Source organism: Tildeniella sp., assembly GCF_059505325.1.
Genome location: NZ_JCACKI010000033.1, coordinates 14,419 through 28,369, shown reverse-complemented (window position 1 = coordinate 28,369; position 13,951 = coordinate 14,419). Strand labels below are relative to the sequence as shown.

At 45.4% G+C, this 13,951-nt stretch carries 10 protein-coding genes; 8 read left to right on the top strand and 2 right to left on the bottom strand.

Annotation, left to right across the window (positions count from 1 at the left end):
• Window positions 1–111 precede the first annotated feature (111 nt).
• The 3 genes from AC5JO6_RS13135 (at window position 112) to AC5JO6_RS13125 (ending at window position 6,194) form a co-directional block, all read left to right on the top strand.
• Window positions 112–1,722 (top strand): hypothetical protein, encoded by a 1,611-nt coding sequence (locus AC5JO6_RS13135; RefSeq protein ID WP_496081517.1) that lies wholly within the window; start codon window positions 112–114, stop codon window positions 1,720–1,722.
• A 905-nt stretch (window positions 1,723–2,627) separates the two neighbouring features.
• Window positions 2,628–3,665 carry a polysaccharide biosynthesis/export family protein gene (locus AC5JO6_RS13130; protein WP_496081516.1) on the top strand — a complete coding sequence of 346 codons (1,038 nt, stop codon included), beginning with the start codon at window positions 2,628–2,630 and terminating at the stop codon, window positions 3,663–3,665.
• A 198-nt stretch (window positions 3,666–3,863) separates the two neighbouring features.
• The gene (locus AC5JO6_RS13125; RefSeq protein ID WP_496081515.1) at window positions 3,864–6,194 is read left to right on the top strand and encodes a GumC family protein; all 2,331 of its coding nucleotides are present in this window, start codon (window positions 3,864–3,866) and stop codon (window positions 6,192–6,194) included.
• 110 nt (window positions 6,195–6,304) lie between these two features.
• Here AC5JO6_RS13125 and AC5JO6_RS13120 read toward each other — a convergent pair whose 3' ends face one another.
• Window positions 6,305–6,769, bottom strand: coding sequence for a protein-tyrosine phosphatase family protein (locus AC5JO6_RS13120; RefSeq protein WP_496081514.1), 465 nt, complete (start codon window positions 6,767–6,769; stop codon window positions 6,305–6,307).
• 694 nt (window positions 6,770–7,463) lie between these two features.
• Here AC5JO6_RS13120 and AC5JO6_RS13115 point away from each other — a divergent pair.
• Window positions 7,464–7,907, top strand: coding sequence for a hypothetical protein (locus AC5JO6_RS13115; protein WP_496081513.1), 444 nt, complete (start codon window positions 7,464–7,466; stop codon window positions 7,905–7,907).
• Window positions 7,908–8,240: 333 nt separating this feature from the next.
• On the opposite strand, the gene AC5JO6_RS13110 is transcribed toward AC5JO6_RS13115, so the two are convergent.
• Complete coding sequence (locus AC5JO6_RS13110) at window positions 8,241–8,390, bottom strand: hypothetical protein (RefSeq protein WP_496081512.1); 150 nt, start codon at window positions 8,388–8,390, stop codon at window positions 8,241–8,243.
• 755 nt (window positions 8,391–9,145) lie between these two features.
• Between AC5JO6_RS13110 and rffA the strand changes: the two genes are divergently transcribed.
• The 4 genes from rffA (at window position 9,146) to AC5JO6_RS13090 (ending at window position 13,830) form a co-directional block, all read left to right on the top strand.
• On the top strand, window positions 9,146–10,378 hold the full coding sequence (gene rffA / locus AC5JO6_RS13105; protein WP_496081511.1) for a dTDP-4-amino-4,6-dideoxygalactose transaminase: 1,233 nt from the start codon (window positions 9,146–9,148) through the stop codon (window positions 10,376–10,378).
• Window positions 10,379–10,555: 177 nt separating this feature from the next.
• Window positions 10,556–11,647 (top strand): CgeB family protein, encoded by a 1,092-nt coding sequence (locus tag AC5JO6_RS13100; RefSeq protein WP_496081510.1) that lies wholly within the window; start codon window positions 10,556–10,558, stop codon window positions 11,645–11,647.
• Between the two features lie 40 nt (window positions 11,648–11,687).
• The gene (locus tag AC5JO6_RS13095) at window positions 11,688–12,854 is read left to right on the top strand and encodes a glycosyltransferase family 4 protein (protein WP_496081509.1); all 1,167 of its coding nucleotides are present in this window, start codon (window positions 11,688–11,690) and stop codon (window positions 12,852–12,854) included.
• Entirely contained in the window at window positions 12,844–13,830 is a 987-nt protein-coding gene (locus AC5JO6_RS13090; protein WP_496081508.1) for a glycosyltransferase family 2 protein, read from the top strand. The genes AC5JO6_RS13095 and AC5JO6_RS13090 overlap by 11 nt, the downstream gene beginning before the upstream one ends.
• The last annotated feature ends 121 nt before the right edge of the window (window positions 13,831–13,951 follow it).

Here is a 13,951-nt window from a genome sequence, read left to right as displayed (position 1 = left end):
CTACGCTAAAACGACATCTGCTTTGATGGTGTAGCAACACTTATAATGCGCTGACGGAAGCGCTGGCAGTCAGCAGTGTACGATGTAACGTGACCCGATCGAAGTCTCGTTATGTCGCCTCAGCTACCATCGCAACAGCCATCTCTCAATCGTCGGAAAAATCTGTGGTTTGAGCGGGTGATGGCGATCGTGGCTCTAGCAAACCTGGGACTGGTACTCTTCGATCTCAGTTACGTGCCACTCCGCAACTTTTGGCTACTGGGCAAGGTAAAACTGCCGTTGCTGCCTACCGTCACCTTGCCCATGCCGCCCGCTCCAGAAGCGTGTAAGCCGTTAGGCGAAACTCCAGACAAGGCAACGTTGATTACCGCTTGCTACGATCGCGTCAAAGGCATTGAGGCATACCGCGACACTCAAGCATATCTAGAAACCGTTAACCAACTGGAACAACAAATTCAGCAAAATGGCTTGCAATCAGCGGCTACGGTTCAAACGCTAAAAAGCCTGCAAGAGCAAAGCGAGCGCATGATTTCCGCCAACTGGTTCACCGTCGCCAACAAAAGCGGTACGTTGGAAAAAATCAAAGATCGAATGCGCGATCGCCTCTACGTTGACAATGCCTCAGTGACTGCCCGTATCGTCAGCACCGATCCAGCCAAACGCAGTGCCTTTCAAGAAGCGACCCAAAAAAAGGCGAAGCGATCGGCACAAACAGCCTTTGCTCTCTTTTGGAGTCCAGACTATTTGACTCAAGCTGGTGTGCAACAGGAGCTTAAGTGGTTTGACACTCGCATTCGAGATTTAATGCAAACTAACTACTACCGTTCGATCGAAGAAAACGGTGAATTTACCAATAACTTTTGGCTGTTAGATGCACCCTTTGTGATTCTGTTTGCGATCGAATTTCTTGCTCGTACGTGGTATATCAGCCGTCAGTTCAAAAGCATCAGTTGGCGCGATGCCATCTTCTGGCGCTGGTACGATGTCCTCCTGTTTTTTCCGTTTGGAGTGTTGTTCTACCCCTGGGCATGGCTACGCATCATTCCCGTTTCCATTCGCCTCCATCAAGCACACCTCATTGATTTAGAACGGCTAAAGGAACAAGCAACACAGGGCTTTGTCGGCAGTATCGCCGAAGAACTCACTGAAGTCGTTGTTGTGCAAGTGTTGAACCAGGTGCAGCAGGCAATTCGTCAGGGCGAAATCGTGCGTTGGCTGCTACAGCCAAAAACAAACCAGATCACCGTCAACAATGTGGATGAAATCACCGAACTCGTTTCCCTCTTTATCAAGCTGACGGTTTATCAAGTGTTGCCCAAAGTGCAACCCGATATTGAGGCACTACTGCGGCACAATATTGAAGCCGTACTCAACCAAGCGCCTGCGTATCAAACGCTCAAAACTGTGCCTGGATTGAAGGAAGTGCCTACTCAATTGATCGATCGCCTCATCACCGAAGTGATACAAGCCACCTACAGCACGCTGACCACTGCACTCGAAGATCCGATCGGAGCCGAGTTGACCAATCGCCTGGTGCAAAACTTTGGACAAGCACTGGGCAACGAAGTGCAACAACAAAACGTCACCGATGAATTGAAAATTCTCATCCATGACTTTCTCGAAGAATTGAAATTGAATTACGTGAAGCGATCGACTGAAATTGACGTACAAACCCTACTTGAAGAAACTCGCCAACTCCAGCAAAGTGCTAAAAAGCCCTAGGTCGCGTCATTAATTCAGCTCCAAAACCTTGGTCTCAGCATGATCGCGCCCGCTCCAACACACGAGGCTAGGGGCTGGAACCCTTGTTGCAAGTCATGCGTAGTCGTAATTGATGACAGCCCTTAGTGCAAGAGCAAAATTGGCACGATTGCAAGACTGTTGTACTTTTCACCACTAGAGACACAGAGTACTAACCGTCAGTACACGAACTTGCTCACTCCTGCTGGAACAGAGGTGACGACATTGTTTTCTGTCAGCGATCGATCGCCGTATGGACAAAGCGCTTCATGCAACAAACGGGCGCGTGACTGAAACGCTCACTGACCCTCCTCCAAACACAGCTAATGCTTACTGACTACTTAGGCGTGATTAAAGCTCCGTGTAAAGATATCGTGAAGCCTACCAAGACTAGTATTAAATGCTACGTAGATCTGCGATATTCTGTAAAGCCTCAGGGAAATAATATTAGCAAATGGTGAGAAAAGCTTTTGCAACGTTCGCCAGCAAGGAGCTGTAACGAAGTATGAGGCGCAAAACTTAGTATCTAAGCATTGACGCGCTCCTAGTCATGTTAAGCAAGATCGTTCTTACTTAGACTGGTTGACTTCTACCTTGCCTTGAATATTAATACCCTCTCTTCATAGCAAATTATTTAAACCTGGCTGCAAGTACAAAACTGGGTCTTCTGCGAACATGTTACACGAGGATAGACGCTTCTAAATCAGCCCAAGAAGGATTTTCAGGTCAATGTGTTAGTTGCTGGCGGATGATTCAGAATGATTAGTTGTCAAATTACACAGGTAGGTTTTCCGTTTCTAACGCTCACATCCTTTTTAACTCGAGAAAAACGTATTCAGTCCGTTTTTACCGTTGTTTTGTTTGCTGTGCTAGCGGATATCCTGCCTATGGCAGCTCAAAGCCCTACTAATGTTCTCCGTGAGTACCCCTTGCCTGCTGCTGCTCAAGTGAAGGAATCTTCACCCACTGCACCAGGCAATCCAGCCGATTTGCTTGGTGCTTACATACTGGATTCGGGCGATCGCATCAAAATTGAAGTCTTTAATGTTCCAGAGCTGAGCGGTGAGTTTGATATCTCAGTGGATGGCACGCTGAATTTGCCGTGGGTAGGTACTCTCTCTGTACAGGGGCAAACGGTCAGCGAATTAAAGAAAGCACTTCAAGAACAGTACAGCCAGTTTGTCAATCGCCCTCCTGTCATCAATTTGCGTTTATTAATTCCTCGCCCAATCCGCGTTGCCGTTGCCGGAGAGGTGTATCGCCCTGGAACCTATCTCATCGATTTTGGCGGTGAGCCAAACCGAACGAAGGAGGTGTATCGGTTTCCCACCGTCACTCAGCTCATTCAAAAGGCAGGCGGCATTACACAGGTTGCCAATGTCCGCAATATCCAGATTCGACGATTCACTGGTTCCAATCAGCCACAGGTGATTGATGTCGATTTGTGGAAGCTGATCCAGGCGGGAGACATTGCTCAGGATGTGAGTTTGCGGGATGGAGATACCATCATGATTTCAACTGCCAGCCAGGTTGACCTGGGTGAGGCGGTGCGTCTGGGTAGAGTAAACTTTGCGCCTGACAAGATCAATGTGCAGGTAGTAGGTGAGGTGGTTACGCCGGGTTCTGTCTCCGTCCCTCCAAACACGTCAATGAATCAGGCGATTCTGACCGCAGGCGGTTTCAAGAACGGGCGCGCTCGCGTGAAAGCCGTTGAGCTCATTCGGTTGAACCCGGACGGCACGGTGAAGCGGCAGACGATTTCAGTAAACTTTGCTGCCCAGCCTAATGATCTTGCTAATCCCCTATTACAGCCTAATGATGTCATCATTGCCAAGCGTTCAGCGACTGCCAGTCTCCTCGATACGTTCGGAACCATTTTCACCCCACTTTCAGCTTTGACTAGTATCCTCTACCTGTTCAGGTAAGGCTGCGATCAATCATTCAAGTCTGTGTGAAGCGCGTTCATCATGTTTTCATCAAGGGTGTCGATTCAATCCATCATGTGTGCATTCAATAAACAAGTTGTTAGTAAACAAGTTATCAGTCTGCGCTCATCATCCAGAGCTGTATTTGAAGTAGGTTCTCTTTTCTCCTATAAATAGAATCCTGCCACCCGTAATTCAATGAACTCTGATACCAGATCCAATCAGCCGTTAAGTTCCTTCGCAGAGCCATCTAGAAATGGTAAGCTGCCCCCTTCAGAATTTGTCCTGGAAAAGGGAGAGGACGAGGATTTTGATGTCAAGCAAATCCTGACGATTCTCAAGCGTCGTTCTTCTATCCTCGTCCCAGTCTTTGCGTCTGTAACAGCGCTCCTGTCACTTCTGGTTTTGCTTCAACCGCCGAGCTATTCGGGTAAATTCAGTGTGCTGGTCGAACCAGTCACCCAGGGGCAGCGATTAACTAACTCCCTCACTTCTTCTGCGGAAGCCCAGCGAAGTAATGAGGCAGCCTCTTCAGGTTCTCCCTATGACCCACAATATGTCAGTCAGATTGCCGTGCTTAAAAGCCAGAATCTTTTAGAAGCAATTGCGAAGGAAATTCAAGTCCGCTATCCCGATGTTACTGCCGAGAGCCTGATTCGCAGTCTTAAGATTAACAATCCGAAAGATACCAAAGTCCTGGACATCACCTATGGCTCTAAGGATCCGGCTCAGGTGCAGTTTGTGCTCCAGAAGGTGGCGGAGGGGTTTATAAAGTACAGTATTGAAGATCGACAGCGCAACCTGCGGAAAGGGATTGATTATGCCGATGATCAGCTCCAGCGACAAAACCAGAAAGTAGAAGCGCTGGAAGCTCAGTTGGAGGCGTTCCGTAGAACGAATAGCCTGGTTGATCCTAAAGAGGAATCTCAGGCACTGACCAGTCAGTTAAGTGCGCTCCTGTCTGAACAGCGGACTAATCAGGTTAAGTATGTAGCGACCCGCTCTCTCTATGCCAATTTGCTCCAACAGTTGCGCCTCGACCCCTCTGAGGGAGTGATTGCAGCCAACCTGAGTGAGTCTCCCGGTTATCTGGATCTGCTGGGTAAACTGCGAGATACAGAGACGCGGTTAGCCAAGGAGTCAGCGCGCCTACGTTCAAATACGCCAGTTGTTCAGGCACTCCAGGATGAACGGGATCGTTTGCTGCCGCTGTTACAGGCGGAAGCGCAACGAATCCTGGGCAAGAGCCGTACGGCTGACCAGACGAATGGTCAAGATCTGGGTTTTCAGGGCACTGTTGGACGTGATTTGATTAAAAATTTAATTGATTCAGCCAATCAGGTGCAGGTGCTGCAAGCCCAACAACTAGCGATCGCCCGCGCCTTGTCTGCTCTCAACGGTGAAATTCGTGACTTGGCGACATCATCGCGCAGTTATGGTCAGATCTCGCGGAATCTGGCGATCGCAACTGACAGCCTGAATCGGTTGCAGGCTGCACGCGAGAATTTACAACTGGAGTATGCCCGACAGCGTAATGTCTGGGAATTGCTCTCTAAAGTGGATGAAAAAAGTGTCAACGATGTATCGGGAACCAGCCGCAAGGTGTTTCTGGGTGTTGTTGCTGGTCTATTGTTGGGCGTTGCAGCCGCGTTCCTAGCCGAAAAGCTAGACCGCATTATACACTCTCCCGATGATCTGAAAGCGACGCATCTGCCGGTGCTGGGTATGATTCCCTATCAGGAACGGTTAAAGCAGCTTCCAATCGTCACTACTCAAACCGCCTTTGCTTCTGTACCTGAATCGTCTGGTTTGTTTTCCTACCCTGCGGAAAGCTATCAATCGAACCCAGTCCCCTTCCTGGAAGCCTTTTATTCGCTTGATGCAAACCTTCGCTTACTCAACTCGGATGCTCCCATTCGCTCGGTTGTCGTCTCTTCTTCGACACCAAGCGAAGGTAAATCAACGGTGGCTATTCATTTAGCAGTTGCTGCTGCCACTATGGGACGCAAGGTTTTGTTGGTCGATGCTGACATGCGCCTGCCACAGGTTGACAAGCGCCTACAACTTCCCAATTTTCGTGGTTTGAGCGACTTGCTTACGTCTGATGCTGATCCGATGGAGCTCAGTCAACCGTTCTCTGAGAACCTGGAACTTTATGTGTTGACCTCTGGTCAATCTCCCCCTGCTCCAGGACGGTTGCTATCGTCTAAAAAGATGGCAAAAACTGTTGAGTTTTTTACAACCCGGTTCGATTTGGTGATCTTTGATTCTCCTCCCTTATTAGGGTTTGTCGATGCTAAATTGCTGGCAGCTCACACAAATGGCATTTTGTTAGTAGCCGGGTTAGGCAAAACGAAGCGAGATGAATTAAAACAATCTTTAAATGATCTAAATGCAACCGCTCAGACTACTCTCTTGGGCATCGTTGCTAACGGCTTAAAACCATCAGCAATCCATCTCTCTAATGATCACCGTTACCAAAAGTACAATCAGAACTTTCATGACGATCATACAAGTTTGTCAAACTAGGCACAATCCAGAACACAATTCTCTGTGCACTACCGTTTAATATTTCTTTGATAATCGAGGACGTTGTGTACGGTTGCGTTCTTTCATTACTAATTTTATAGTGTTAATTACTAGCCTAAGTTGTTTTGGAGAAGCATACGAACCGTCTTTAATTGAGCATCCGTTGGACCAGTACGAGGATGTCTTTGTTTTAACCAGTTTAAGGCTGCCCATAACTCCATCTTCTTGTGCAAACAAAGGTAGGCAATACAAACCGTGGGCGATCGCTCAATGCCAGCAAGGCAGTGGATATAAGTAGATTGATTTGCTTCAACTAGCTGGTGCAATTGTGCTACAGCTTCGGCAAGTTGCTCAATCTGGAGTGGATGCTTGTAATGACTATCTGGCAAAGGAATGGCTATCCATCTGAAGTCTTGTTTGATGGCGATCGGCAATTCTCCTTCTGATTCTGAACACAAGGAAAAGACAACCTGGATTTTTGCTTCAAGCAGCTTAGAATGATCAGCCATTGTAGGTAGAGCACCAATCGCTAATGTCTTGGGTATGATCCAGCGTAGGGAGGAAAATTGACTCATTGAGCAAGGGAGTAGTCGTGATGAGAAGGTAGTCCTTAAAGAAGTATAACAATTGTTCGTGAAGTCATGGAATGAGCAATGTCTTCATTCCCTATTGAACCCACCCTAACGTTAATCATCTCCCCCTACAAACTACGTACATATTGCTGTGTGACCCTAGACTAATAAAATTATTTTTTGCGCACCTCGGAAAGGCGATAGTAAGGTAGCTTTACAGGCTAGTTTCGTCGTTTTTAAGCTTAGACTTCTCAAAGTAGCTTGATAAATTATTTTTATAATCAAAATATACTATGGCATCTCTATAGTGATATACTCTGAAGAAAGCGAGAGTTCTATCAAGCATTCTTATCGCATTTAGATTATCGAGTGCTTCACTTTTTTAGCTCACCTAACTCCAAGTTTCTAAAATAGTCTTCTTGCCAAGGATGGGGCTTTGATGGTCTTTACGATCTCGGTCTAATCCACTTTACCCATGCATTTAATTTGCTTGTCATTGGGTAATTTAGACAGGCTTGGTCTGTGTAAAGAGATTTTGGCTGGAGGAGCTTTTTCTCAAATATAAAGATCGGTAAGAACAGGTTTAGACGCGGTTGAATGGTTCGATCGGTAGGCTTAGTACGAAACCCGCTCCAGCGAGAACGGCATCTGGTTGCGAAACGTTCTCTTCGGCTTCTTAACCCCACCCAATCAAGCTATGACAACAGAATCAAAGTGTTTGCGTCGGTGCGATCGCAATCGAAAGCGATCGAAGCGTCGGGCTCTCTATTGCCCGATTCATGAATGTCATCTAGACAGTGCCAGCCCTAAACATTCTCTTTATGCTGACCAAGCAGCGCAACTTCAACAACGCGGGGTGAGTCGTAAAAATTCCTTGCTACTGGTGGCAACTCACAGTACTGTCTCCCTCAATGGAGAATGGTTAGAAGCATTCTGGTGTAACGAGTGCCAGGAATCAAAATGGTTTCACGTACGAAAGCTAGGACCTTCCAGCTATGAGCTTTCGGTGGCACCCGTTCATTTATGGCAGCAGGCAATGGGAGTGATTGATCCGAAGGGCAATCCGACCGTGGGAGATTTCACTCGACGGCAGGCACGTATGCTCTCCCAAAACCAAATCAAGGACTTTAAGTTTATGTAAGCACTGCTGGCTTGAGGCTGGCTACTGTACAAGCTCTTCAGGCAGGCGGCACCAACGAGCCGTAAGAAATACAGTCCGCCTTCATGGAGTAGCATCTATAAGGATTTGAAACCCCGTAACGCTGGGTTTTGTCTCTTTTGTCTCTTCTCTTTTGTCTCTATAGTTGCAACGCCAAGCACAGACATGCACCTGCTACTGAGCGTTCTCCGTTCCAGCAGTCGGAGTTTTGAAGCGGGGCTTGCTTGATGTGCCACATACTTTGTGAAGCACTCCGACTGCTTCGGGAGGAGGGGCAATTGGGCAGCCTAGAAATCAAAGTTCCAGGATCGGAGGTTAGGCAATTGACTGAGCCGATTTCACGCTCTTACGGGTTCTGGGTTTCCGCTCGGATTTGCGGATACCGCCTGCCATCGTGTATTCGGCGCTGTCTTTGCCATACCGTGTGGCAATATCGGTCAGCATCCGTTCGGAAAAGTCAGTCAAGCGTCGTTCGGTTTCCCGGATGTTGCTTTTAGCCTGGTCGATCGCGGAAAGAACGGTGTTGTAAGCGGTAAGCTGGTCGCGCAGGTCGTCAATGAGGGTGTTGTACGCCTCAATATCTAACCGCTACCAAAATCTAAGGTTTTGCTGATGGACTGTAAACTAGCAGAGCGACGTTCGGCTTTTTCCAACGAGATCGAGCCACGTTTGGATCTTGCCATAAGAATATTCCTCGTACAAGGTAGAACAGTTTTCAGCCTAATCCACTGCAAAGCTGCCAGACTTGAGCGAACTTACGGATTGCAATTTCTGTGCCTGATCTTAATTTCTGTGATTACACAGAACAGTAGAGCGATCGCGCACAGTTGATCAAAGAAGAACCACTGTGGATCAGCGATCGTCAACGATCGATCAAACAAAGAGTTGATTGAATCAAAGAAAGAGACTTAATGATCAAAGAAAAGGAGCTGCCGATCAGACTAATCGATGCAGCGATCGAATGACATGACTATAAGAGGATGTTTTAAAAGTCCAGATGCGTGTAGCTCTGGCGACTGAAGTCGCGGCTACACGCACAAAACCTGCCTACGCAGGTTCCAAAACCCTCGTGCTGAGGTAGTCCGCGCAGGCGGACTTTGTTAATGTAGTCGCGGTTTTAACCGCCAGACACTTTTCAAACAGCCTCTAAGGATCAAAGAACAGCTCTAGGGCACGACCGAAGATCTCTATATAACTACTTGCTATCTTTTAGAGGCTCCATGAAAACTACTGAGGATACAGCATATGCTAAAAATAACCAGTCTTCAACCAGTCCTTATACGTTGGATAACCCAACTATTGAAAAGGCGGTTGAAATCATTCCGTTCAGCAAGCTCTACACAACAAATTGCGAGATAGACTACATTATTCAGGCAATCAGTAGTGGGCAAGTTGCTGGTGATGGAGCGTTTACAAGAGAGTGTCAGAAGTGGTTGCAAAACACAATTGGTGGGCAGAAAGTGTTACTCACCCATTCCTGTACAGCAGCCCTAGAAATGGCAGTAATCCTGGCTAATATTCAGCCTGGAGACGAGGTGATTATGCCATCCTACACGTTTGTTTCAACCGCAAATGCGGTGGTTTTGCGCGGTGGCACACCAGTTTTTATTGACATTCATCCTGATACGCTTAATCTGGATGAAATGCAGATAGAAGCAGCAATTACGCTCAAAACCAAAGCGATTATACCTGTTCACTATGCAGGTGTAGCTTGTGAGATGGACACCATTAAAGCATTAGCTGATCAGTATGGGCTTACTGTAATCGAAGATGCTGCTCAAGGGTTTTGTGCACGATATAAGAACCGACCAGTCGGAAGTTTAGGACATATGGCAGCGTTTAGCTTTCATGCAACCAAAAATATTGTCTCTGGTGAAGGTGGAGCACTAGTAATTAATAATCCTGCGTTGACTGAACGGGCAGAAATTGTGTGGGAGAAAGGCACAAATCGCAGTCGTTTTCTGCGAGGAGAGGTCGATAAATATACATGGACTGATATTGGCTCATCTTACCTGCCAAGTGATTTACTGGCGGCATTTCTTTGGGCACAATTAGAGCAAGCTAACGAGATTACACAGCAGCGCTTAAAACTTTGGAATCGTTATAATAAAGCCTTTGCAGAACTGGAACTTCGGCGTAAGGTTGATCGCCCATCAGTGCCTGCAGATTGCCAACATAATGCTCACATTTATTATTTACTAGTCAATGATCTTGAAACTCGGACACGCGTATTAGCTAATCTCAAGCGAGGGGGGGTGCAAGCAACATTTCACTATATTCCTTTGCATAGCTCTCCTGCTGGGCAAAAGTATGGTCGTACACACGGCAGTTTAAATGTGACTGAAGCAATCAGCGATCGTATTGTGAGGTTGCCACTTAGCGCCGCTTTGACCGTAGAGCAGATAGATCATATTATCACTCTGGTCTTGCAAGAATTGAGGAAGACAACCTGAACATGCAGGGCATGAACGAACCTCCACTCTATCCTATCGAGCAATGTCAATGTGTTGAAGTGGTTACCACTAATTCTCCATCAGTGGTAGCTCTATTTCCACCCAAGTCTACTAGCAATACATTTAGTTTTGTCACTACTTCCTGATTCACTACACTCTTTAAGCGTGTTAGTTTTCATGACAAGCCCACGAAAGATTTTATATCTAGGTTCTAATTCTGGCACATCAAAGCATCGAGCTGATGCCCTGGTTCGACTAGAGCATCAAGTTGAGATTATTGACCCTTGGGGCTTTTTTCCACAAAGTGTTCTTTTAAGAAAGCTTCAATTTGATACAGGTATGCCCTGGTTAGGACATTATGTTCGTAGACGGATTTTGCGAACTCTTAATGGAAGGGAAAATAATCAATATGATTTGGTAATCGTTAACTGTGGAGAGTTGATTAATGCAAAGCTGGTCAAGGATTTAAGGGCTAAGTTTGGGTTAGTCGCTAACTATAATAATGATGATCCCTTTGGCAAAAGAGATCGAAATAAATGGAAACTATATTTAGAAGCACTTCCTCACTATGATCTTGTAGTCGTTGTACGTGAAGTTAACGTTCAAAAGGCTTACGCTTCAGGTGCCAAAAAGGTTTTAAGGGTGTTTATGACTGCAGATGAGGTGGTTCATCACCCTCGGTGTTTGAGTGAGCAAGACTACTCCAAATGGGCTAGTGACGTTTTATTTATTGGCACCTGGATGCCTGAACGAGGAGAATTCATGGCACGTCTCATTAAGATGGGAATTCCGTTATCAATTTATGGTTCGCGCTGGCAAAAAGCGCCTCAATGGTCGATCATTAAGAATGCTTGGCGGGGGGGAGAATTGCATGGCGATAATTACGCCAAGGCAATCCAGTCAGCAAAAATTTGCTTGGGTCTTCTATCTAAGGGCAATCGAGATTTGCATACAACTCGCTCTATAGAAATTCCGGCTTTGGGTGGCTTATTGTGTGCCGAGAGAACTCTTGAGCATCAACAGTTATATCAGGAAGGAAAGGAGGCTATTTTTTGGAGTGATGCTGAAGAATGTGCAGCAGTTTGTAAGAGATTAATTAGTGAAGATGCGTGTCGAGCCAACATTGCTTTAGCAGGTAAAGAAAGAGCACAGAAGAATAACCTGTTTAATGAGGCAATTATGCAAGCAGTCCTTAAGACAGTTGATGAAAATGGAAATCACTCTCGTACTTCTTCACAAATATCCAGTTTCCCGACTTGGAGCAATTAGTCAAGGAATCATTCATCTTACCTAGTTAATTCTTACTACAATGCAAATTACTGTTGCAGTTCCAGGTCGCTTTCATGGCTTTAATCTTGCCAAACAACTCCAAAAAAGAACTCATCTTTACCAACTGATTACAACCTATCCCAAGTTTGCTGTTTCAAAATTTGGCATCGATACTTCCTGTGTTAAATCGATCTGGTATCTAGAGGCATTAGCTCGTTTGTATCGAAAGCTACCCTCTTTTGCAACAAAGAACTACAACATGCAGCTTTGGTATATGGAGCAGTTTGATCATGCTGTTTTGCCATTCATTGATCCTGAGCTAGATTTATTTGTTGGCTGGTCAGACTCCAGCCTATGGTCAATTCAAAGGGCAAGAAGCATGGGGATACCGACAGTATTGCAGCGAAGTAGTAGTCATAGAATCTATCAAAGCCGGATTTTGGATGAGGAATATGCCTATTGGGGATTAAAATTTACTGAGACACATCCAGGTGTCTACGATAGAGAATTACAAACGTATGAAGAGGCTGATACGATAGAGGTTCCTAGTCTCTTCGTCAAACAAACGTTTTTGGATGCAGGGGTTCCTGAGAGCAAACTTCTTCATCTTCCCTATGGCGCTTCACTCCAGGAATTTTATCCAGGTCAAAAAGAAGATAGTATTTTTCGAGTCGTTCATTGTGGTGCTCTCAGTCTTCGTAAAGGTATTCCCTATCTCCTTCAAGCTTTCTATGAACTGAATTTACCTGAAGCAGAATTATGGCTTATAGGTTCACTCACTCCAGAAATAATGCCATTCTTAGAAAAGTATAAAAATGATCGTGTTATTTTGAAAGGAACATATCCCCAGAGCAAGCTACGCTTGCTCTACTGCCAATGTTCTGTATTCTGTATAGCCTCTATTGAGGAAGGTTTAGCTATGGTACAACCACAAGCGATGGCTTGTGGCTTACCCGTGATCCATACAACCAATACTGGAGGCTCGGATGTTGTCCGAGATGGTTTGGATGGTTATTGCGTTCCCATTCGAGACGTAGAAGCTCTGAAAGAGAAGATCCTTTTCTTCTACGACAACCCCACGTTGAGAGAAGAGATGGGGAGCAATGCCTTGTCGCATGCTCAAACAGCCTTGTCTTGGGAGAGGTATGGCGACAAGACAATTAGCAGCTATCAGCACCTACTAAAATCTAAAGATTATGATCATTAAGCGCAATGATGTTCTTGTCTCTGTCATTCTACCTGTTTATAATCGACCTGAGTACTTAGCTCAGGCAATTGAAAGTGTTGTAGGACAGGACTATCCCAATTGGGAGTTAATTATTTCTGATAATGCTTCAGATACCCCTACTAAGGAATTGCTAAAGAAATTTGAGCAACATCCTAAAGTGAAAATCTATTATAATTCTCGGAATCTAGGCCTTTTTCGAAATTTGAATCAGGCAATACACCATAGTTTAGGAGACTATGTTGTGTTGTTATGCAGTGATGATCTTCTTCTACCACACTGCTTGAGTATGGGACTATCTCTTCTACAGCAGCATAAAGCAGAATTCTTGCTTTCTGCGTTGCAAACCCTTCAAGGAGGTAGACAACAATCAGTTAGCTCATCACAATTACATTATGATTTATTTATGAAAGAGCAGTTAAAACTTTTTGATTCTTATTCTGCTCTTGAGCTATTACTAAAGTATGGCAGCATTAATGGTAATTTAACTGGCATGTTCTTCGCACAAAATCTATACAAATCTGTAGGAAGATTTAGGGAGTGCTCCTATCATACCGCAGATTGGGAATGGGTGTATGAAGCAGTACGCCGCCACCCTGTTTTACTGTCTAAAATGCCAATTGCAACAATTAGAGTTCATGAGAAACAGTTATCGGCGGCTGATCTTGGCAATCTCAGAAATTCCTTAGAAGTTGCTGAAATAGTTAAAAAACTGTTGGATGACCCTTACTTGAAACAACAATCTGAATCAATAAAATGGGCGCAATATATAATGCAAGATCATTTGTGGCATGGACTTAAACTTGCCTTGAGAGGGGATATGCCCAAATTTCTTACCCTCGCGCAGGTAGTTCATCAAACAACAGGGCTTTGGGGTACGTTTTCATCATTGCTAGAAAATTTTCCGCGTCGATGGGATGCTTATCAGAAAAAAACTTACATGCTTCCTCCGTATTAGGCTAATGGGTCGTTCTAAGATGTGTCAGACAATCAGCCTACTGATATTCACTTTCAGCAAAGAGTTGAAGTTATTTCCCAATATGGAACCTACAACCCTTATGAGTCTTAGAGGCTGTTTG